General features: G+C 63.0%; 16 protein-coding genes and 1 pseudogene. 6 read left to right on the top strand and 11 right to left on the bottom strand.

The annotated features are described in order from the left end of the window. Positions 1-391: 391 nt before the first annotated feature. Complete coding sequence (locus tag AACH39_RS10775) at positions 392-1,333, top strand: Rpn family recombination-promoting nuclease/putative transposase (RefSeq protein WP_338619919.1); 942 nt, start codon at positions 392-394, stop codon at positions 1,331-1,333. Between the two features lie 391 nt (positions 1,334-1,724). After that, a pseudogene (locus AACH39_RS10770) lies at positions 1,725-2,341 on the top strand (LysR substrate-binding domain-containing protein). Between the two features lie 97 nt (positions 2,342-2,438). Here the strand turns inward: AACH39_RS10770 and AACH39_RS10765 are convergent. After that, positions 2,439-3,083 (bottom strand): hypothetical protein, encoded by a 645-nt coding sequence (locus AACH39_RS10765; protein WP_338619917.1) that lies wholly within the window; start codon positions 3,081-3,083, stop codon positions 2,439-2,441. Positions 3,084-3,338: 255 nt separating this feature from the next. On the opposite strand from AACH39_RS10765, the gene AACH39_RS10760 reads away from it, so the two are divergent. Together AACH39_RS10760 and AACH39_RS10755 are read left to right on the top strand one after the other, a co-directional pair. Continuing rightward, complete coding sequence (locus AACH39_RS10760) at positions 3,339-3,806, top strand: acyl-CoA thioesterase (protein ID WP_215779920.1); 468 nt, start codon at positions 3,339-3,341, stop codon at positions 3,804-3,806. A 354-nt stretch (positions 3,807-4,160) separates the two neighbouring features. After that, the gene (locus AACH39_RS10755) at positions 4,161-5,891 is read left to right on the top strand and encodes an ABC-F family ATP-binding cassette domain-containing protein (RefSeq protein ID WP_338619916.1); all 1,731 of its coding nucleotides are present in this window, start codon (positions 4,161-4,163) and stop codon (positions 5,889-5,891) included. A 110-nt stretch (positions 5,892-6,001) separates the two neighbouring features. Here the strand turns inward: AACH39_RS10755 and AACH39_RS10750 are convergent, their stop codons facing one another. The 3 genes from AACH39_RS10750 to AACH39_RS10740 are packed head-to-tail and all read right to left on the bottom strand — an operon-like array spanning position 6,002 to position 8,627. After that, complete coding sequence (locus AACH39_RS10750; RefSeq protein ID WP_215779924.1) at positions 6,002-6,685, bottom strand: type 1 glutamine amidotransferase domain-containing protein; 684 nt, start codon at positions 6,683-6,685, stop codon at positions 6,002-6,004. Positions 6,686-6,732: 47 nt separating this feature from the next. After that, complete coding sequence (locus tag AACH39_RS10745) at positions 6,733-8,151, bottom strand: coniferyl aldehyde dehydrogenase (RefSeq protein ID WP_215779927.1); 1,419 nt, start codon at positions 8,149-8,151, stop codon at positions 6,733-6,735. 44 nt (positions 8,152-8,195) lie between these two features. Further along, positions 8,196-8,627 (bottom strand): organic hydroperoxide resistance protein, encoded by a 432-nt coding sequence (locus tag AACH39_RS10740; protein ID WP_215779929.1) that lies wholly within the window; start codon positions 8,625-8,627, stop codon positions 8,196-8,198. 116 nt (positions 8,628-8,743) lie between these two features. Here AACH39_RS10740 and AACH39_RS10735 point away from each other — a divergent pair, with 116 nt between their 5' ends. Further along, positions 8,744-9,637 (top strand): LysR family transcriptional regulator, encoded by an 894-nt coding sequence (locus AACH39_RS10735; protein WP_215779942.1) that lies wholly within the window; start codon positions 8,744-8,746, stop codon positions 9,635-9,637. Between the two features lie 33 nt (positions 9,638-9,670). On the opposite strand, the gene AACH39_RS10730 is transcribed toward AACH39_RS10735, so the two are convergent. From AACH39_RS10730 to AACH39_RS10705, 6 genes are all read right to left on the bottom strand, one after another. Next, complete coding sequence (locus AACH39_RS10730) at positions 9,671-10,381, bottom strand: hypothetical protein (RefSeq protein WP_338619914.1); 711 nt, start codon at positions 10,379-10,381, stop codon at positions 9,671-9,673. A gap of 211 nt (positions 10,382-10,592) precedes the next feature. Continuing rightward, positions 10,593-11,333 carry a transporter substrate-binding domain-containing protein gene (locus tag AACH39_RS10725; protein WP_338619912.1) on the bottom strand — a complete coding sequence of 247 codons (741 nt, stop codon included), beginning with the start codon at positions 11,331-11,333 and terminating at the stop codon, positions 10,593-10,595. A gap of 70 nt (positions 11,334-11,403) precedes the next feature. Next, positions 11,404-12,513, bottom strand: coding sequence for an HD domain-containing phosphohydrolase (locus AACH39_RS10720; protein ID WP_338619910.1), 1,110 nt, complete (start codon positions 12,511-12,513; stop codon positions 11,404-11,406). Beyond that, complete coding sequence (locus AACH39_RS10715; RefSeq protein ID WP_338619909.1) at positions 12,510-15,671, bottom strand: response regulator; 3,162 nt, start codon at positions 15,669-15,671, stop codon at positions 12,510-12,512. The genes AACH39_RS10720 and AACH39_RS10715 overlap by 4 nt, the downstream gene beginning before the upstream one ends. Before the next feature lie 45 nt (positions 15,672-15,716). Further along, positions 15,717-19,394, bottom strand: a complete 3,678-nt coding sequence (locus AACH39_RS10710) for a PAS domain S-box protein (RefSeq protein WP_338619908.1) — start codon at positions 19,392-19,394, stop codon at positions 15,717-15,719. A 112-nt stretch (positions 19,395-19,506) separates the two neighbouring features. Further along, entirely contained in the window at positions 19,507-20,397 is an 891-nt protein-coding gene (locus AACH39_RS10705; RefSeq protein ID WP_338619907.1) for a LysR family transcriptional regulator, read from the bottom strand. A 106-nt stretch (positions 20,398-20,503) separates the two neighbouring features. Between AACH39_RS10705 and AACH39_RS10700 the strand changes: the two genes are divergently transcribed. Then, a complete protein-coding gene (locus AACH39_RS10700) occupies positions 20,504-20,794 on the top strand; it encodes a putative quinol monooxygenase (protein ID WP_215779954.1) in 291 nt (96 codons plus the stop codon). A 203-nt stretch (positions 20,795-20,997) separates the two neighbouring features. Here AACH39_RS10700 and AACH39_RS10695 read toward each other — a convergent pair whose 3' ends face one another. Continuing rightward, entirely contained in the window at positions 20,998-22,158 is a 1,161-nt protein-coding gene (locus tag AACH39_RS10695; RefSeq protein ID WP_215779957.1) for a GGDEF domain-containing protein, read from the bottom strand.

Genomic DNA, 22,158 nt, shown 5'->3' with positions numbered 1-22,158 from the left:
AAAGAGGGGAATAGGTACCGTGATCACGTGAAATACTGTACGGGAGAGATGTTTAAGGATGACAAATACATATAAATATATATAGGCATACATACAAATACTAATTACCTACATAACAGATCAATTCCTCCCCTCTCCCCCTCTCTTTACTTTCTTGCTTAAAACGAACGGGAACAGCGGGAACAACGGGAACAACCTTGTCTGGCAAGGGTTTCAACCCGGTACACCGCGTTCCCGTTCCTGAATGCAACGGGAACATGGGTGCATTCGCCAACGTGCATGCCGCCAGTCTCCGTTTCGCGCGGCGTGGTCCCTGCCACGCTCCCTTCCCTAAGTCACTGCTGTGCCCTTAGCGTTGTCAGTTTCAGTCATCACACAGGGACGCGACGGCATGACCTCACCCACGCCGCACGACTTGTTGTTCAAACAGTTTCTGCACGACCCGGACACCGCCCGCGACTTTCTGCGCTTTCATCTGCCGCCCAACCTGCAGCGGCTGTGCGATCTCGACAGCCTGCGGCTCGCCCCCGGCAGCTTCGTCGAGCCAGGCCTGCGCAGCCATTGCTGTGACGTGCTCTATGCCCTGCAGACCGCCGGGCAGGCAGGCTATGTCTACGCGCTGATCGAACACCAGTCGACGCCTGACCGCTGGATGGCGTTTCGCCTGATGCGGTACAGCCTGGCCGCCATGCAGCAGCACCTGGATCAGCGACATCACCAGTTGCCACTGGTCATCCCCATGTTGTTCTACCACGGTCGCCGTAGCCCCTATCCCTTCAGTACCCGATGGCTTGACCTGTTTGCGGAACCTGAGACCGCCACCGCACTCTATCAACAACCGTTTCCGTTGATCGATGTCACCGTCATCGACGACGACACCATCCTCCGGCACCGCCGCATGGCGCTGCTGGAGCTGGTGCAGAAACACAGCCGCCAGCGCGACAAGCTGATGCTGGTCAGACAGCTCGGGCAGTTGCTCAGGCAGGGGTGGCATACCCACGATCAGCTGCAGGCGTTGTTGAAATACCTGCTGAGTCTGAGCAAGGGTGGGCTGGCGAAAGACATTGTGCAAACCCTGGTGCAGGAAGCACCTCAACAGGAGAGAGACATCATGACGGCTGCAGATGAATTGAGACTGGAAGGGATGGAGCTGGGGATGCAGCAAGGGATGGAGAAGGGGATACAGCAAGGAATGGAGAAGGGAATGGAGAAGGGTCGGAACGAAACCCGTCTGGAGATGGCACTGGCCATGCTGCAAAAGGGAATCGACCTGCAGACGATCCTGCAGGTCAGCGGCCTGAGCCCGCAGGATTTGCAACCGCACCTGCAATAAACCTGGTTGGAAATGACATCGGCGCGTTGCATTGGCGCATTGCCTTCGGCGAATGCACCCTACGGCGAATGCACCCTACGCGAATGCACCCTACGGTGAATGCGCCCTACGCGAATGCGCCCTACGCGGATGTGTCCTACGGTAGGGCGCAATCTTGAATTGCGCCGCTCTTTACGCTCAAAACCCCAGCTCACTCAGCCCCGGGTGGTCGTCCCAGCGGCCACAGCAGGCCTCGCTCGGCACGCGGCTGCTGATCCGCACCACGCGCAAGCTCACCCTGACCGACGCGGGTGTGGCCTATGTTGCCGCGGGGCGTCGCATTCTGGAGCAGGTGGAAGAGGCCGAGCGTGAGGCGGCAGGGGAGTTCACCACGCCCAAGGGGGAACTGGTGATGACCGCGCCGCTGATGTTTGGTCGCCTGCATGTGTTGCCGCTGGTGGCCGAGTTTCTGGCGGCCAACCCGCAAATCAGCATCCGGCTGCTGCTGTCCGATCGCAATGTGGATCTGGTCAGCGATCATGTGGATCTGGCGCTGCGCATCGGCAAGCTGCCGGATAGCACGATGGGGGCCACGCAAATCGGCGAGATGCGTGTGCCAGCCCCGCGCTGCTGGCGGCGCACAGGGGACCGCAAACCCCGGACGATCTGCGAGCCTTCCCCTGCGTCACGGTGGATGCGCCCATGCCCACCCAGTCCTGGCGTTTCTGTCACCCGGGCACCGGAGCGGCCATCGATGTCACGATCCAGCCGCGCCTGACCGTTACCACACCAGAAGCCGCGGCCCAGGCCGCCATCCACCAGGTCGGCATTGCGCGCTTGTTGCATTACCAGGCGGCGGAGGGCGTCAGACAGGGGGCGCTGCAAATCCTGTTGCAGGACTACGAACCAGTGCCGGCTCCGGTGCATCTGCTGCATGTGCTACGCGGGCAAATGCCGCTGAAACTGCGCAGCTTCCTCGACTTTGCCGCCCCCCGCCTGCGGCAAACCCTCAAAGATATCGCCAACTAAGACGCACTAAGACGCACTAAGACGGGGTCAGGTCTTGTATTTTGCATCGAGACGCAAAATACAAGACCTGACCCCGTCTTTATGTCTTTAGGACTGGTCAATGTACATCCGGGTCGAGCAAGGCCGAGAGGTAGGGTACGGGGGGCTGTTCAGCATCACTGGTGGGCAGATAGGCGGAAAACACGGTCGCTGATTGCGCCCCCATGATGGCGGAGCCGACCAGCCATTGTTGCTGCTCGGCCAGGCGCCAGAGTTGGTAGTAAGTTCGGCTGCGCCAGAGATAAAAGCCGGCCAGCAAGATCGGCAACAGGATAAGGCTGGTGTCTTGCAGGCCCGACCAGGTATGGAAAATCTGGTAGAGATCCAGCAAGGCCAGGATCACGCCAATCAGGTAGATCATGCCGCGTAGCCCGGCCTGGCGGGACATCCAGTCGCGCATCTGCTCTGCCGAGAAAAAATAGACATTGCGCAGGGCTGGCGCCTGGTAGGGAATGGCGACGCCCAGCAAGTAGGCCTTGTCGATGCCGGGGCAACTTTCGTACAGCAGCTTGTTTTGCTGGTGCTGGGTGCTGAGCGACATCGACAGCTGCAAGGGCAGCAGGCCGATGAGCAGCAGCCAGATGACCGAACTGATCAACATCCCGTGGCCTTGTACCGCCGCGACGGAAAAGACCACGATGAGCAGGATGGTTTTGAGGGGGTGCGCCAGGAAGTAGCTGATCAATGGAGGTTGGTAGTTCATCTTGTCGCTTGCCTGAATAAGGTCGATTCACCAGACCCGGAGGGGACAGCGCTCATGCTACGCTTGTCGTTATTTTTTGGCGAGAAAATCTGTCGGAAACGCCTTCTGCTTCTGGTGCTACAACAACGTCATGGCCTGTTCCCCTGCCGGGACATTCGGCCAAAGTCATCCACCATGCTACTTGAGAATAAATATTATTTGTCATAGCCTTGGTTGGCAGCATGACTGCCACAACACGAGAATAACGAGGGGCTTATGACGGTTTTTACCAAGACACATGAGGTGCGTTGGGCGGATATCGATGCCAATCAGCACTTGCGGCACAGTGCCTATGCGGATCTGTGCACCCATACCCGCTTCGAGTGGTTGAACGCCTGCGGTTTCCCGGCGGGGGAGTTTGTCCGCCATGGTTTCGGGCCGGTGTTGTTCAGCGAGCAGACCATTTATCGCAAGGAAGTGCACCTGGGTGACCGGGTGGAGATCAATGTCGAGCTGGCCGGGGCCAGCGAAGATTTTTCGCGCTGGAAGTTGCGGCAGGAGATCCGCAAGCAGGATGGCACGCTGGCAGCGATTTATGAGGTGTCCGGTGCCTGGCTGCGGCTGCAGGATCGCAAGCTGATTGCGCCGCCGGAAGCCTTGATGGCCATTCTGCAGGCCCTGCCACTCAGTGGTGACTATCAGCTGATCCCGACCAAAACGCGGACGGAAGAAAGCCAGGCCTGATCAAGCCGAACCGAACGGAACCGAACGGGGTCAGGTCTTGTATTTTGCGTCTCGATGCAAAATACAAGACCTGACCCCGTTCCTGCTGTTCCAGGCTTTGCGCTACAATCATTCATCATGAACAACCTCACGAAAAGAAAGGAGGTAAATATGGCTTTCAACTCGCGTCCGCTCATGCTGGTACGCATGTTCAGCACAGTTGCCCGCTCTAGCCTGCCCTTCATCGCGCTGCGATAAGCGGGTTCGAGCCTAGTTACCTTTCCTGCAAGGAGTCGGTCTCGACTCATCCCCGTTGTCGCCAGCGCGCCTGTTGACAGGGACTTTTGCGTCCCGAGCAAGCGAGAGCTGAATAAAATGACAACCCTGATTTCCGCGCAGTCCCTGCGCCTGAATGCCGATCACGGCACCCTGTTTCAAGATCTTAGTTTTACGGTCAGTCACGACGAACGTATCGGCCTGATCGGTCATAACGGCTGCGGCAAAAGTACGCTGCTCAAGCTGCTGGCCGGTCACCTGGAAGCCGATGCCGGCGAGATTCAGTATGCCGCCGCCTGCCGTCTGCAGCTGGTCGAGCAGCATCTGCCCGCTGCGCTGCACACGCTCAGTGCGCGTGATGTGCTGATGGAGGCGCTGGCGCATGACTCGGCGCAGGCCTGGCGTGCCGACAGTCTGCTGGTCGAGCTGGGGCTGGCCGAGCAGGCCGGGGTGGCGGTGTCTGCCCTGAGTGGCGGGCAGCATACTCGCCTGCTGCTGGGGCGGGCTGTGTTGCGCCAGCCTAATCTGCTGTTGCTGGACGAGCCGAGCAATCACCTGGATTTGCCCTCGCTGTTGTGGCTGGAGGATTTTTTGAATCGCTGGCGTGGCGGGCTGATTCTGGTGTCGCATGATGCCCGTCTGCTGGACCGTACCACCCGGCGCAGCTGGATTCTGCGTGATGCGCAGCTGCAGCGTTTTGAGCTGCCGTGCACCGAGGCACGGGCGGCGCTGGCCGAGGCGGATCTGGCGGCCGAGGCGCGCCGCAGTGGCGAGCAGAAGGAGATTGATCGTCTGGCGGCCAGCAGCAAGCGGCTGGCGATCTGGGGCCGCGAGCACGATAACGAGAAGCTGGTGCGCAAGGCCAAGTCGATGGAAAAGCGTATCGACAAGCTGAAGGAGGCACAGACTGCGCTCAGCCGAGGCAGCCCGTGGCGCCTGAGTGTGCAGGGGCAGGCGCTGTCGGCCGACAGCCTGATGGCCTTCGAGTCCTTGCCGGTGCGGGCCGCGCCCGGTCTGCCCCCCTTGTTCCAGGCTGAGGCGCTGTGGTTGCGTCCCGGTGACAAGGTGGCGCTGCTGGGGGCCAATGGCAGCGGCAAGTCGTCGCTGCTGCGCCAGTGCTGGGGCGATGTGCAGCAGGGTGAGCCGCAAGCGGGCTGGCGCTGGCATCCGGCCGCCAGCATTGCTTACTACGACCAGAATCTGCAGCAGCTGGCGGCGCAGGACACGCTGATCGATGCGCTTTACCCGCTGGCCCCGCTGCCCGAGGTGACGCGCCGGCAGGCGCTGATCGCCGCCGGGTTTGCCTATGCCCGGCACGGTCAGCGGGTGGCCACGCTGAGCGGTGGTGAACGCGCGCGGCTGCTGTTCCTCGGCCTGTCGCTGGCCAGTCATCATCTGCTGTGGCTGGATGAGCCGACCAACCATCTGGATCTGGACGGCAAATCGCAGCTGGCCGAAGCGCTGCAGGGCTTCCCCGGTGGTGTGCTGCTGGTGTCGCACGACCGCGAGCTGATCGAAGCGGCCTGCAACCGGTTCTGGGTGTTGCGCGAGGGACGGCTGCAAGCCTGGCCGGATGCGGCCAGTGCCTATGCCAGCCTGTTCGAGCCGGCACCGCAGGGCGATGAGGGTGGGGTGTCGCCGGCGGTCCGCGTCGGCGAGGCGACGCCTGTCGCGGCACCGGGCGAGGCCGAGGCGCAGTGGCAGCGTTGGTGCGAGCTGGATGCCTTGTTGCAGGCAGATTTACAGCGCAAGCCCAAGTACCAGAAACCGCAGTCGCAGCAAGCCTGGCGTCAGGAGATGCAGCAGCTGGAAAGGTTGCTGGGGCTGTAGGAGTAAGCAAAGGACGGGGTCAGGTCTTGTATTTTGCATCGAGACGCAAAATACAAGACCTGACCCCGTCCTTTCTGGTGGGGCGCACTCTTAAGTGCGCCATCCTTGACTCAGGCTGCTGCCAGTTGCTTGAGCAGTGCCCGGGCGACGCCTTCCGAGCTGGCCGGGTTCTGGCCGGTGATCAGCTTGCCGTCTTCGACGATGAACGGTGCCCAGTCCGGACCCTTCAGGTAGATGCCCTGTTGACGCTTGAATTCGTCTTCGATCAGGAACGGTACGACGTCGGTGAGTTCGACCGCGGCTTCTTCGCCATTGGTGAAACCGGTGACGCGACGGCCGGCGACCAGCGGGCGGCCGTCAGCGGCCTTGACGTGGCGCAGTACACCTGGTGCGTGGCAGACGAAGCCGATCGGTTTGCCGGCGCGTTCGAAGGCTTCGATCAGGTCGATGGAGGTCTGCGAGACGGTCAGATCCCACAGCGGGCCGTGGCCGCCCGGGTAGAACACGGTATCGAAGTCCTGCTGCTGCACGCTGTCCAGGCGTACGGTGTTGGCCAGGGCTTGCTGGGCGGCCGGGTCGGCCTTGAAGCGATGGGTCAGTTCGGTCTGGAATTCGGCCAGGTCGCTTTTCGGGTCGAGCGGCGGCTGGCCGCCGAGCGGCGAGGCCAGCACGATGTCGGCGCCGGCATCCTTGAAGACGTAGTAGGGCGCGGCGAATTCTTCCAGCCAGAAGCCGGTTTTCTTGCCGGTGTTGCCCAGTTGGTCGTGCGAGGTGAGTACCATCAAGACTTTCATGATTGTTCCTTTGTTGTGCGGCCGCCGGCAGGCGGCCTGTGTCGTGTTTATGCGTTGTTCAGCAAGTCGCGTACGGCGCTGAGGGCTTGCTGGTAAGGCGGGCGCAGGCGCAGGTTGCTGGCGCCATCCGGGCTTTGCACCACCACGGCCTTGGCGTGGGTGAAGCGGCGGAAGCCGTGGATGCCGTGGTAGGCCCCCATGCCCGAGGCACCGACACCGCCGAAGGGCAGGCTGTCGAGCGAGGCGTGGGTCATGACGTCGTTGATCACCAGGGCACCGGAGGTGGTTTGCTGCATGAAAGCGCGCTGGCGCCGGGCATCATGACCAAAATAATAGGCGGCCAGTGGGCGCGGGTGGGCATTGATATAGGCCACGGCTTCGTCAAAGCCGCCAATGGTCTTGACCGGCAGCAGCGGGCCGAAGATTTCTTCCTGCATGATGGCCATGTCGTCGGTCACGCCGAGGACCAGGTGCGGCACCATCTTGCGGCGGTGTGTTTCGGCATCGGCCTCGTCCTGTGCGGCCAGGCTGATGATGGTGGCGCCCCGGGCGCGGGCATCGTCCAGCAGGCTCTGCAGGCGCTCGAAATGGCGCGGGCTGATGATGGATGTGTAGTCCGGGTTGTCGATGAAGTGGCGATAGGTGTCGGTGACGAACTGGCGCGCCGCTTCGATCACGCCCGGCAGTTGTTGCTCGGTCACCAGCAGGTAGTCAGGCGACAGGCAGATCTGCCCGGCGTTGAAGGCCTTGATGGTGAGGGTGCGGGCCAGGGCGGTCTGCAGGTCGGCATCCTGGTCGATGACGACCGGCGACTTGCCACCCAGTTCCAGGGTGACCGGTACCAGGTTTTCGGCGGCGGCGCGCATCACATGTTTGCCGACGGCGGTGCTGCCGGTAAAGACCAGATGATCGAAGGGCAGGGCGCTGAAGGCCTGGCCGACGGCGGCATCGCCGAGCACGACGACCAGTTCATCCGGCGAGAAGTAGCGGCCGACCAGTTCGGCCAGCAGGTCCGAGGTGCGCGGGGTCAGTTCCGACGGCTTGAGCATGGCGGTGTTGCCGGCGGCGAAGATCCCGGCCAGCGGGCCGAAGGACAGGTTGATCGGGAAGTTCCACGGGCTGATCACGCCGACCACGCCCAGCGGCTGGGGTTCGATCCAGGCCTGCATGTCCGGCGCCGGGGTCTCGGCGGGCTCGGGCTGCATCCAGGTTTCGACATGCTCTGCGGCATGTTCCAGACCCCGTACCGTGGTCAGCATGTCTGCCACCATCATTTGATATTCGCTGCGATGGTGGAAGTCGGCACTCATGGCCTCGGCCAGCGCCTGGTGGTTGTCGCGAATCAGCCTGGCGCTGCGCTGCAGTCGGTCGCGTCGCAGTGCCGCACTGGCCGGGCCGGCGCTCAGGTGGGCTCGTTTCATGGCGCTGAGGATGACCTGCAGATCGTGGTGGGATTGCTTGTCCATGTTCTATTTCTCCTTGTTGTTTTTCAGCGGCACTGCGCGCCGGATCAGATCACTTGCAGGGCAACGTCGATATTGCCGCGCACGGCGTTGGAGTAAGGGCAGGTTTCGTGGGCGGTGGCGACCAGGGCTTCGGCAGCCGCACGTTCGATCCCCGGCAGTTCGACGCTCAGGCTAATGGCCAGACCGAAGCCGCCTTCGATGCGCGGGCCGATGCCGACCTGGGCGGTGACTTTGGCGCTGTCCGGCACCTTGGGGTGGGCACCCTTGCTGAGGGAGGAAACGGTTTTCATGGCGCTGAGGAAGCAGGCGGCATAACCGGCGGCGAACAGTTGTTCCGGGTTGTTGCCGACATCCTTGCCGCCCAGTTCGTGCGGCAGGCCGAGCCAGACATTCAGCGAACCGTCACGGGTACGGGCATAACCATCACGGCCGCCGGTGGCGGTGGCTTCGGTTTGATACAGGACTTTGCTCAACATGGTGTTTTTCCTTGCTTGTTTGGTCTCGAAGACGATGGACACATAGTAGGCGTGACTGGCGTTTGGCCGCCAATAGGGGTATTTTGCTGGGGGTATAAATAAATTTATGGTGCCGTATGTCGCTGGTTCGTCTTCGCACATTCATTGAGGTGTATCGACAGCATTCGATCACGGCGGCGGCTCGCAGCCTGAATCTGACTCAGCCGGCGGTGTCGCAGCACATTGCCGGGCTGGAGGTGGCACTGGGGCGACCGCTGTTCGAGCGGCAGAGTCAGGGGGTGGTGCCGACGGCCGCGGCCGATGAACTGGCGGCCGACATCGGCGACAAGCTGGATGCCGCCGAGGCGGCGCTGGCCACGGCACGCGCGCGTTCGGTGGATCTGGCCGGTTCGCTGCATATCATCGGCCACTCGGATTTCATGGCCGAGAAGCTGGCACCGGCGCTGCTGCCCTTGTTGCAGGGGGGGATCCGGGTGCGCATGCATACTGGTGACGGGCCGATGGTGACGCAGATGTTGCTGGAGGAGCACTACGATCTGGGGTTTTCGGCGCATCCGGTTACCGACCCGCGACTGAAGGGCGAGCTGGCGTTGAGCGATCAGGTGCTGGCGGTGGCGGCGCCTTCCGTGGCGCAACGGATCAGGGCTGGCGGGGACGTAGCGACTGCGTTGCTGGCTGAGCCGCTCCTGGCCTATAACCTGGAGCTGTCCCTGATTGATCAGTGGCTGATGAAGAACCGCATGCGCAGTACGGATCTGATTCCGGCACTGATCGGCCAGGACCTGCGCGGCTTGCGCAGCCTGCTGTGCCAGGGGTTCGGCTGGACCTTGCTGCCGCGCTATTTATGCGACAGTTTTCTCGCCAGCGGGCAACTGGAGGAGATCCCGCCGCCGGTGGGGTATACCGAAATCCGCTATTACCTGGTGTGGTTGCCGAGCAAGCTGCGCCAGCCGCGTATTGCCCATGCGCGCCAGACGCTGTTGTGGCAGCTGGGCGGGCAACGCCCCTGAGACGATCACCCGCCGCCCAGCCCCCAAACGGGGTCAGGTCGAGACGTGTGCGTCGCTGGCCTTGCCGATGTGCATCTGGCCCTGCTGGTTAAAGAACAGCGCCATGCTGGCGGTGTTGCCATTGGACGAGAGCAGGCTTGAGTAGCGTGCGATCACGGCGTTGATCTCACTCTGGCCGTTGGCCGCGCTGTAGTCCTGCTGGAACGCCTGGCTTTCGTCGAGCAGGTTCTTGAATTCGCTCAGGCCCTTGGCGGACATCAGCTCGCGGTCCATGCCGGGGGTGTCCTGCAGGGCTTGTTTCAGCTGTGCAGCGTAGGGGTAGTCGGCCGGAAACTGGATTTGTCCTGCGCCATCGTAGTTGATGCTGGCCGGTGCCGCCGGGATGCCGTTGGCGGCGAGAAAGGCCGGAAACGCCTGGTTAAGGTGTTGGGTGATGGCATCGATATTGCGCTGCGAGGGCATCAGCAGCGGCGGCAGTTCGCCGTTGATGACGGTGGATTTGGGGCCGAAGTAGTCATCGAGGTTCAGTGCCACATCGCCCTTGTCGGTATCGAGATGGACGGCGCCCTGGCGGCTGCCTGGCTGGTCGGCGGCCAGTCGGTCGCGGGCGGCGGCGGAGATCGTCACCACATCGGCAAAATTTGCCGTCTGCGCGGAGGGGGTGTTGCTGGTGTTGCGGGGGCCTGAGAGTGCCGAATAGGCGCTGGCCACCTGGCCTGCGCGGTAGCTTCCCTGAATCTGCATGATGCCATTCCTGATGCGGTAATGACATATGCAGAGCAATTTGCGTGCCAATATGACAATTTGGCAGGGGCGGTTTGCGCCGAGTAAGGGGGATAGCGTGGCGCACTTGGAGAGTGCGCCCTACGAGCCCCATTCACGTAGCCCCCATTCACGTAGGATGCATTCGCCGAAGGCAATGCATCAATGCAATGCGCCAATGCAACGCCCCCCTTCAACGCCCGTCGGTATAACGGGCGACAATCCGGTCGTAGCTGCCGTCCGCTTTCATGCGGGCCAGTTCGCGGCGCAGGGCGTTGGCTTTTTGGGCCGGGTAGTCCGGGTTGGCCGCCAGCCACAGCTTGACGGTCTGGAATGGCGGGCTGATCGATACTTTGCCGCGGTAGTGTTCGGCGCGCAGATAGTAGTTGGCCCGGATGGCGAAGGTGAACCAGGCGGAGATGTGATGTTGCATCAGCATGGTGACGCCGTTTTGCTCGTTCGGCAGGGCGACCACATTGGTGAACTGTTGCTGCTGCAGATAGTCGGCCATGGCCGAGCCCTGTTCCACGCCGATGAACATGCGCTGCCTGGCTTCGGCCAGGGTGCCGATCGGGGGACCATCCAGGGTGACGAAATGGTTTTGTGCGGTGTAGATGACGGCAATCCACTGGTACTGTTGCTCGCGCCGCGGGGTGCGCGACAGGCCGAAGATCAGGGTGTCGGGCGTCATGCTGGCGAGTTTCTGCGCCCGTACCCAGGGCAGAAACTGTGGATGAAAGGGCCAGTTGAGCCGGCGGTGGGCCGCTTGCACGATGTCATAGATCAGCCCGCGCGGGTGTTGCGCATCCTGGATGCTGAACGGCGGCAGGTCGGCGGTGACCTGACTGGGGATGGCGGCTGCCGGGCGCCAGGCCAGGGCGAGCAGGCTCAGTGCGCTCAGTAACAGGCAGCGTGGGAGTCCCGGGCGGTTCATGTCGCATCCTGAAGACGGGGTAGTGGCTTCATTTTAGCAGTGCCGGAGGGACCCGGAACGAACAACCGGGTCACGCCTCGTCGGCGTAGCGGGTCGCGACGTCGACGAAGCGGTCAAACAGCACCTCGAAGGCATCCACGATGTCCGGGTCGAAGTGCTTGCCGCGCTCGGCCAGGATCATGCTGCGGGCGGTCTCCAGTGGGAAGGGGTCCTTGTAGGCGCGGCGCGAGATCAGCGCGTCGAACACATCGGCCAGCGCCATCAGTCGCGCGGCCAGCGGAATCTGCCGGCCGGCCAGTCCGTCCGGATAGCCGGAACCGTCCCAGCGTTCGTGATGCCAGCGCGCCACTTGTTTGGCGAGGGCCAGAAACGCCACCGGCTGTTCGGCTTCATCCTCGGCCAGTTCGATGGCTGCCGCACCCAGGGCGGCATGGCGCTGCATGATGGCCCATTCTTCGCTGTCCAGTTTGCCCGGTTTGAGCAGGATGTGGTCGGGGATGCCAACCTTGCCGATATCGTGCAGCACGGCGGATTTGACCAGCAGCCGGACATAGGCCGGGGTGAGGTGTGGATCCTGATAGCCGTGCTTCAGCAGGTATTCGGCCAGCAGGGCAATGTATTCCTTGGTACGGCGCAGGTGGTTGCCGGTATCGTTGTCGCGGGTTTCTGCCAGATGGGCCAGCGCCAGGATGCTGACGTCCTGCACGATCTGGTTTTCGTGCATGCGGCGTTCGATTTCCTCTTCCAGCATGCCGTTGCGCGCACTCAGGCCGTCGCGCAGGTGTTTGAGCGTCAGATGGGTCTTGATGCGTGCCAGGACCACCGGCGGCCGGATGGGCTTGGTGATGTAGTCGATGGCGCCCATGGTGAAACCGTGTTCTTCGTCGGTGGCGCCATCCAGGGCGGTGAGAAAGATCACCGGAATGCCCTGCCATTGCGGGTGCTGGCGCAGGGTCTGCATGACGGCGTAGCCATCCATCTCCGGCATCATCACATCCAGCAGGATCAGGTCGGGCAAGGGGCCCTGTTGCAGCAGGGTCAGGGCGGTGCGACCACTGTTGGCCACTCGTACGCGGTACAGCGGGCTCAATAGTTTGCCCAGCAGTTGCAGGTTGTCGGGCTGGTCGTCGACGATCAGCAGCAGGGGAGGATGGCCGATGCCGGGGGTCAGGGCGTTCACAGGGGGCTCTCCTGGCGCTGCGCGGAGGCCAGCAGCCTGTTGGTCAGCCGCAGGGCGGCGGCAAAGTCAAAGTGTTGCATGGCCTGGCTCAGCGCCCGCAGCTCGGTCACATCGAAGTAGGGCGCCAGCATGGCGTGTTGTGCCTCATGGAGCTGGCAGGCGCGGTAGTCGGCCTGCTGCAGCCAGTGCGCCAGCTCGCCCAGGACCTGCAGGGCCTGGGCCCGGTCGCCGGGCACGGCGTCGTCCGTGTCGCCCGGCACGGGCAGTGCCTGCCAGGCATGGCTCAGCCGCTGCAGTTCCTGCTCGACGGCCTGGCGTGCTGCTTGCCAGGGTTCGCCGGATTTCAGTGCCAGTTCCAGCCGGGCTGCCAGCGACTGCAGGGTGGTCAGGCGCATATTGCCGGCTGCGCCCTTGAGGGAGTGGGCCCACAGGATGTCGGGGGTCTCCGGTACGGTGCTGAAACGCTGCTGTAGTCTGCCCAGCATGCGCCAGTAGAAGTCGATGTCGTCGCCCAGGGCGTGCAGGCCGGCTTCGGCATCCATGCCGCTGATGGTGCTCAGTCGCTGGCGCAGGCTGTGCTCGGCGTTGGCTGGTTCGACTTTGCCGGCCAGCGCGGGCCGGTCGGTTTCGCTGCCGGGCAGCCAGCGCAGCAGGGCATCGAACAGCAGGTCGGGTTCGACCGGCTTGGCGACGAAGTCGTCCATGCCGACGGCCAGGCAGCGCTGGCGATCTTCGCTGAAGACATTGGCGCTCATGGCCAGGATGGGGGTGTGGCGATAGGCGGGCAGTGCGCGGATGGCGCGGCAGGCTTCGATGCCGTCCATGACCGGCATCTGCACGTCCATGAGGATCAGGGCGTAGGGCTGGGCGGTGGTCATCTGGACGGCCTGGCGGCCGTCATTGGCGATGTCCACCAGCAGGCCGGTGCGTTGCAGCATGGCCAGTGCGACTTGCTGGTTGATCTCGTCGTCTTCGACCAGCAGGATGCGCTGGCCGGCATGGTCGCGGTTGAGCTGGTGTTCTGCCTGCAGCCACGGGGTGCTGTTGGGGGTGGCGACCGGGAGGGCGCCTTCGCGCAGGCGGGCGGTGAACCAGAACAGGCTGCCCTGGCCCTCGTGTGAGGCGACGCCGGCTTCGCCGTCCATCAGGGCGGCGAGGTGGCGGGTGATGGCCAGGCCGAGGCCGGTGCCGCCGAAGCGGCGGGTGGTGGAGGTGTCGCCCTGTTCAAAGGCTTGAAACAGGTTGCCGATGCGTTCGGCGGCAATGCCGGGGCCGGTGTCTTCGACTTCGAAGCGTACCCACAGGTCGGGGCCGATGCAGCGTTCGAGGCGGCAGCGCAGGGTGACGCTGCCGTGGGTGGTGAATTTGACGGCATTGGTGGCGTAGTTGAGCAGGGCCTGGCGCAGCCGGGTCAGGTCGCCCTGCAGGGCGTTGGGCACGGCATCGGTATCGAGGCGGATGCTCAGGTCTTTGGCCTGGGCGGCCGGGGCGATGAGTGCGCTGACGTGGTGCAGCAGTTCGGTGAGGGAGAAGTCGACGCTTTCGAGGGTCAGTTTGCCGGCCTCGATCTTGGAGAGGTCGAGGATGTCGTTGATGATGGTGAGCAGGTGTTTGCCGGCGGCGTTGATCTGGTCGACCTGGGCGAGTTGTTCGGGGCTGAGCGGGCTGCGCTGCAGCAGCAGGCCGAAGCCGATGATGGCGTTCATCGGGGTACGGATTTCATGGCTCATATTGGCGAGGAAAGCGCTCTTGGCGACGTTGGCGGCTTCGGCCTGTTCGCGGGCGATGACCAGTTGCTCGGTGCGCTGGTTGACGCGGATTTCCAGTTCTTCGGTCAGTTGTTTGTAGCGTGCCTCGCTGCGTCGCAACGCCTGTTCGGCGTTCATGCGCTCGGTGATGTCTTCGGTGCAGATGATGATGCCGCCGATCATGTCGTTGCTGGTTTCCCAGGGGCTGACGGCCCAGCGGGTCCATTGCACGCTGCCGTCGGCGTGCACCATCATGTCGGCTTCTTTTTCTATCGCCCGGCCGGCCAGCCCTTGCTGATGGGCGATGCGCCAGGCATCCGGAATGTCCGGATGGAGCACATAGTGGTTCTGTCCGATCACATCCTGCTGGTCCGGGCAGTGTTCTTCGATCCAGCGGTCGCTGACGGCCAGGTAGTTCATGTTGCGGTCCAGCATGGCCAGGGCGACCGGTGCCTGCATGATGAATTGCTTGAGCTGCATTTCGGTCTGCCGGCGCAACTTGAGGTTGCTGGAGAAGTGCCAGGCTGCGAGCAGGGCCAGTACGGCCGTGGTGATCAGGATGGCGGTTTGCGGCATGTCGGCCAGCACGGTGCGCATCACCCGGTCCTGCGGGGTGCTGATCAGCACGCCAAACCCGCTGGGCGGATTGCGTACGAAGCTGCTGATGACGGTTTGTCCGGTCGGGTCCGGGTGTGTGAAGACCCCGGATGCCCCGGCCTTGACTGGTGCCAGAACCTTGTCTGCCAGCAGTTCGCCGGCTTTCTGCCCCTGATCGTCGCTCCTGGCGATGATTCTGGCGTTGCCATCGAACACCATGGCCGTCCAGCCTGACGGGTAATCCTGTTTCATCAGGTAGCGCTGGAATTCGCTGTGATGCAGCACAAAGGTCAGGACGTAGATGACTTTGCCGCGGGCGATGACGGGCACGTCGAGCAGGATTTCGAGTTGACCGGACAGGGTGCCGATCACCAGATTGGATAATTGCGGTTTGCCAGAGGCAAAGATGGCCTTGAGACGCTGGCGGTTTTTGCTGACCGGCAGGGGCTGGCCATAGGGAATCAGGGTGTTGACCACTTGCTGGCCGGATTCGGCCGTCAGGGCGATGTGGTCGCACAGAGCCGAAGCGCGCAGGATGCGCAGGGCCTGTTCATGGGCCCGGGCGAAACGTTGGTTGACGATATCGTCATCCAGCGCGGCGGCCACCGAGCGGGCGGTGCGGATTTCATCGAAAAGCTGTTGTGTGACCCAGCGGTTGCTGGCATTGGCGGACAGCAGCAGATCGGATTCGAGCTGTGTCTTGACCCGCATGTATTGAGCCATGCCGGTCACGGCCACCAGGGTGAAGGTCAGCAGCAGTGCCAGCAGCAGTAACCAGGTGAGCCGTCTGTTGGGGTGGGGTGGGTTGTTCATCGCTTGCTCTGCGGGGACATGGCCGGGTCCGTTTTTTCACATTTCTTAAGAATAGCCATTTCTTTCAGTGGATTCTGCTGAAATGGCGGCGAGCAATGGGTTGATGTGTTGCAGGGCGGCGGCAAAGTCATAGTTCTGCATGGCCTGGTTCAGTGGCTGCAGTGCCGCCGCCGGATAGTTGGCGATCAGCAGTGCCTGTTGTGCTTCATACAGCTGGCAGGCGCGGAAATCGGCTTCGCGCAGCCAGTGCGCCAGCTCGTTCAATACCTGCCTTGCCTGCGCCAGATCGGGGGCGGTCGCACGGCGGTTGTCGTCCGGCGCGGGCAGTGTCTGCCAGGCATGGCTTAGCCGCTGCAGTTCCTGCTCGACGGCCTGGCGCGCTGCTTGCCAGGGTTCGCCGGATTTCAGTGCCAGTTCCAGCCGGGCTGCCAGCGACTGCAGGGTGGTCAGGCGCATATTGCCGGCTGCGCCCTTGAGGGCGTGAGCCCACAGCACGTCAGGGGTCTCGGGCACGCTGGCGTAGCGTTGTTGCAGTTTGTCCAGCATGCGCCAGTAGAAGTCGATGTCGCCGCCCAGGGCGTGCAGGCCGGCTTCGGCATCCATGCCGCTGATGGTGCTCAGTCGCTGGCGCAGGCTGTGCTCGGCGTTGGCTGGTTCGACTTTGTCGGCCAGCGCGGGCCGGTCGGTTTCGCTGCCGGGCAGCCAGCGCAGCAGGGCATCGAACAGCAGGTCGGGTTCGACCGGCTTGGCGACGAAGTCGTCCATGCCGACTGCCAGGCAGCGCTGGCGATCTTCGCTGAAGACATTGGCGCTCATGGCCAGGATGGGGGTGTGGCGATAGGCGGGCAGTGCGCGGATGGCGCGGCAGGCTTCGATGCCGTCCATGACCGGCATCTGCACGTCCATGAGGATCAGGGCGTAGGGCTGGGCGGTGGTCATCTGGACGGCCTGGCGGCCGTCATTGGCGATGTCCACCAGCAGGCCGGTGCGTTGCAGCATGGCCAGCGCGACTTGCTGGTTGATCTCGTCGTCTTCGACCAGCAGGATGCGCTGGCCGGCATGGTCGCGGTTGAGCTGGTGTTCTGCCTGCAGCCACGGGGTGCTGTTGGGGGTGGCGACCGGGAGGGCACCTTCGCGCAGGCGGGCGGTGAACCAGAACAGGCTGCCCTGGCCCTCGTGTGAGGCGACGCCGGCTTCGCCGTCCATCAGGGCGGCGAGGTGGCGGGTGATGGCCAGGCCGAGGCCGGTGCCGCCGAAGCGGCGGGTGGTGGAGGTGTCGCCCTGTTCAAAGGCTTGAAACAGGTTGCCGATGCGTTCGGCGGCAATGCCGGGGCCGGTGTCTTCGACTTCGAAGCGTACCCACAGGTCGGGGCCGATGCAGCGTTCGAGGCGGCAGCGCAGGGTGACGCTGCCGTGGGTGGTGAATTTGACGGCATTGGTGGCGTAGTTGAGCAGGGCCTGGCGCAGCCGGGTCAGGTCGCCCTGCAGGGCGTTGGGCACGGCATCGGTATCGAGGCGGATGCTCAGGTCTTTGGCCTGGGCGGCCGGGGCGATGAGTGCGCTGACGTGGTGCAGCAGTTCGGTGAGGGAGAAGTCGACGCTTTCGAGGGTCAGTTTGCCGGCCTCGATCTTGGAGAGGTCGAGGATGTCGTTGATGATGGTGAGCAGGTGTTTGCCGGCGGCGTTGATCTGGTCGACCTGGGCGAGTTGTTCGGGGCTGAGCGGGCTGCGCTGCAGCAGCAGGCCGAAGCCGATGATGGCGTTCATCGGGGTACGGATTTCATGGCTCATATTGGCGAGGAAGGCGCTCTTGGCGACGTTGGCGGCTTCGGCCTGTTCGCGGGCGATGACCAGTTCTTCGGTGCGCTGTGCCACCAGTTCTTCCAGGTGGTGGCGGTGGCGGTCGAGCTCTTGCCCGAGGCGTTTTTTCTCGGTGATATCTTCCTGTACCGAGACGAAATGGGTGATGGTGCCATCCGGCTGCCGGATCGGGGTGACGATGGCGAAGTCGATGTATTCGGTGCCGTCCTTGCGCCGGTTGTAAAACTCGCCGCGCCAGCTTTCGCCGCGCATCAGGGCCTGTGCCAGGTCGCGGAAGACTTCCGGCGGCGTCAGCCCGGACTGCAGCAGGCGTGGATGCTGGCCGAGGATTTCATCGCGCTGGTAGCCGCTATTGCGTACGAAGGCGTCATTGACGAATTCGATCTCGCCTTTCAGGTTGGTGATCAGCACGCTCTCCGGGCTTTGTTCGATGGCGCTGGAGAGCTTGCGCAGGGTTTCCTGCGCCTGTTCGCGCTGGGTGACATCCATGGCTTGTACCACCACCGCCTGCTTGCCGCCAAAGCGAATCTTGTGTGCCGTGATCTCCGCCAGCATTTCCCGTCCGTCGCGGGTCTGGTAGCGCATGATGCCCAGGTTGGATTCGCCGGCCTCGACCTGGGCCACCTTGATGGCCACGATGGCACGTTCTTCCGGGGGGCGAATGTCCAGCAGCGTCATGGCGAGAAAGGCGTCTCGCTCGTAGCCGAAGCGCTGCAGGGCGGCATCGTTGACGGCGAGGAAGGCCAGGGTTTGCGGATCGTGGATCCACATGGCCTGCGGGTTGGCATCGAACAGGTCGCGATAGCGTGCCTCCTGCTGCCTGCGTTCGCTTTCTGCCTGTTTGCGTTCGGTGATGTCGCGGCCGACGCCCAGCACGCCGATCAGCCGGTGTTCGCTGTCGAACATCGGCACCTTGATGGTTTCGATGATTTCGCGGTGGCCGTCACTGGCGAAGGCGACTTCTTCTTCCAGGATGTTTGCCTCGCCGCTGGCGATGACGCGGCGGTCGGTGGCCAGAAAGGCGTCGGCCTGGCTGGCGTCGACAAAGTCGTAGTCGGTCTTGCCGACAATGCCTGATTCGTCGCAGCCGAAGAATTGGGCAAAGCGCTGGTTGCACGACAGATAGACCCCGCGGGCATCTTTCAGCCAGATCATATCCGGCAGGGTGTCCACCAGGGTGCGCAGCATCTGGCGCTCGGCTTGCCTGGCCTGGTCTGCTTGTACCCGGTCAGCGATGTCGCGGCAGGCACCATAGGCGCTGCCGTCTGGCAGCAGGATGGCGTTGATCTCGACCAGGGCGAGGCCGCCCTGTTTCTTGCTCAGGCGCAGCTCGCAGCGCACATGCCCGTTTTGCTGCAGTTCGCTGAACAGGCGCTGGGCCAGGGGCAGGTCTTCGGGCGGGGTGATGTCGGGGAAAGCCATGCGCAGCAGCTCGTTGTCCTCATAGCCGAGCAGTTCACAGGCCTTCTGGTTGACATAGGTGTAATGGCCGCGCTGGTCGGCGACGAACACCGGATCGGCGGCCAGGTCCAGCATCAGGCGCAGGCGTTCATCACTGGCGGCATGGGCCTGGCGTGCCTGTTGCTGTTGTAAGCGATGGATGAGCACGCTGTAGACCACGCCGGAGAGGACGAAGATCAGGGTGCGCAGCGCCGTGTCCAGTACGCTCTGCCAGCTGCCGATGTCCAGGGTGTTGAGAAAACCGAAACCGAGCAGGACCGACACCAGGGTCGCCAGCAGGCCGCCTTCCAGACCGGTCAGGCTGGCGGCAAAAAACACGGCCGGGTAGAAGCACAGCCAGATCAGCGGCTTGATGTGGGGCCAGAGCCACCATTGCAGTGCGGCACCCAGCACGGGGAACGACACGGCCAATAGCAGGTTGTTTCGTCTTTGTACCCTCATGCCAGACGCGCTACCTTTCTCGTTGGGCCGAGGGATTCGCGGGACGGTACCGAAATGTCAGGCCTGTCGTTTCTTTATAGTCGAGCGGACCGGCAATACGGATGTCATTTTTTCAGGCGATTTGTGCCGCCAGTGTGCTGCCCTGCAGGTGTTGAATCAGCGCCACCAGTGCGGCGGAAGGATGGCTGCGCGAGGGGTAGATCATGTAGTAGTCGGAGGGCCGTACCGGGACATCGGGCAGCACCTCGGCCAGCTGCTGCTGTTGCAGCGCCTGGCGGCAGACAAAGGCGGGCAGCATGGCGATGCCGCGGCCATGGATGGCCAGCTGGCACAGGCTCAGCAGGCTGTTGCTGCTGCTGGCGCGGTCGGGCAGGACCAGCGGCTGGCTGCCCTGGTCCTGCTGCAGGTACCAGATGGGGGCGGAGAGGTGGCGCAGCAGGCGGTGGCGGCTCAGTTCGGCCGGCGAGGCGGGTTGCCCGTGTGCCTGCAGATAGGCCGGCGCGGCCACCAGCTGGCGTCGTACGCTGCCGATTTTGCGCGAGACATAGCTGGAGTCGTCGAGCTTGCCGGTGCGGATGGCCAGATCGATGCCTTCGGCAATGAGGTCCAGCGGTTCATCGCTGGCGATCAGTTGAACCCGCACCTCGGGATAGCGTTGTTCGAAGTCGGCCAGCAGCGGTGGCAGCAGCAGGATGGCCGAGGCCTCCGGGCTGGTGATGCGCAGGATGCCGGCGGGCTGGTCGCGCATCAGTGACAGGGCGGCGTTGCCGGCCTCGACCTGCTCCAGCATGGCCTGGCAGTAGTGCAGATAGGTTTTGCCGGCTTCGGTGAGGCTGAGCTTGCGGGTGGTTCGCTGCAGCAGGCGGATTTGCAGGATGGCCTCCAGCTCGGCCACGCGCTGGCTGACGGTGGACTTGGGCAGCTGCAGCTGTTCGGCGGCCAGGGTAAAGCTGCCGGCTTCGGCAACACGGGCAAAGATGGCCATGAGATTGAGCGGGAACATATTGTTCGTGTGTGCGGATAGTTAATTCGAATTATCAGTATTTATCCTCATAATCGGCTTGTCTACACTGGCAACCATTCCATCCCTTCCTGAACGGAGAATGAGCATGAAAAAACTGACTGTTGTCGCCACGATTACCGCCAAGCCGGGTTACGAACAAGCGGTCGAAGCTGCCCTGCTGGCACTGATCGAACCGAGCCGCCACGACGAAGGTTTCATTCAGTACGACCTGCATCGCGAACTGGATAAGCCGAATGTGTTTGTGTTTTACGAAAACTGGGCCAGCAAGGATCTGCTCGACAAGCATCTGCAGTCGCCGCATCTGGCCGACTATCAGCGCAAGGTGGACGGGATGATCGCATCCTGGGATCTGAAGCTGATGGAACAGATCGGCTGACATCGATGGACGGCGCAATGGAAGATTGCGCTCAAGGTAGGATGCATTCGCGTAGGATGCATTCGCGTAGGATGCATTCGCGTAGGATGCATTCGCGTAGGATGCATTCGCCGAAGGCAATGCATCAATGCAATGCATCATCAACCCGGGGTCAGGTCTTTCATTTTGCATCAGGACGCAAAATGAAAGACCTGACCCCGTTGTTATGCGTTTTCTTCGCCGCCGGTCATGACGCAGTTCTTGCCGGCGGCTTTGGCCTGGTACAGCGCGGCATCCGAGATGGCCAGCAGTTCGTTCCAGTGGGCATGTTGCGGACGGCGCTGGGCCACGCCGATGCTGACGGTGAGGGTCAGTCCACCCTGTGGCGAAGCCAGCTGGCTCTGCGCCACGGCCTGGCGAATGCGCTCGGCGCTGGCGCGTGCCTGCTGCAGGTCGGTGTCGGGTAGCAGGGCGACAAATTCTTCGCCGCCGTGGCGGCACCAGATGTCGGCCTGGCGCAGGGTGGTCTGGGCAACGCGCGAGACCAGTACCAGTGCCTGATCGCCGGTCTGGTGGCCATAGCGGTCGTTGAAGGCCTTGAAGTTGTCGATATCCAGCGAGAGCACGGACAGTGGCTGTTGTTGGCGCCGACCCCAGGCCCGGTCGATGAATTCGCTCAGGGCGCGGCGGTTGTAGGCGCCTGTCAGCATGTCCAGACGGGCCTGGTCGTTGAGTTCTTCCTGTAGTTTCTGTGAGGTCTGCAGGGATAGCAGCATGGTCAGCATCGGGAAGATCGTCACCGAGCCGATGAGCAGCATGATCTGCGGGGCATGGGGCGGGAGCGGTCCGAGCAGGCCGAAGACTTCTTCGCCCAGTTTCAGGAGAAAGATGGCGACCGAGATGAGCTGCAGGAAGGCAATGGCGCGAAATGTCTGGCGCCGGCTGCGGCTGTCGCTGCTCAGGCAGGCGTGGATGCTGGCCAGATCGAACAGGATCAGCAAGAGGTGGTGTACCAGGGTCTGGCCGGGATCGCTGGGCTGGACATAGCCGTACCAGATCATGCCGAACAGTGCCAGGCCACAGAGGGCGAGGCCGAGTTTCTGAGGCGGCTGGCGGCCGCAGGCCTTGATGATGCCGAAGTCGAAGATCATCCAGCCAGGAAACAGCAGGGCGTTGGAGAGGATTTCGGATATCCCGGAAGAGACCAGATGGCGCAAGGCCATCAGGAACAGTCCGGCCGCGGTCAGCCCGGCGCCGATGGCCCAGTCGCGTGCGGGCGGGTAGTTGCGCTGAACGCTCCACAGGTAGGCCAGTACCACCGCCAGGCCAACCCGGACGGCAACGTAAACCAGGGCGATGGTTCTGAGATCTAACAGGGGCGACAT

The organism is Paludibacterium flexuosum, assembly GCF_037076605.1.
Taxonomy (GTDB): domain Bacteria; phylum Pseudomonadota; class Gammaproteobacteria; order Burkholderiales; family Chromobacteriaceae; genus Paludibacterium.
This window is presented reverse-complemented; position numbering and strand designations above follow the sequence as displayed.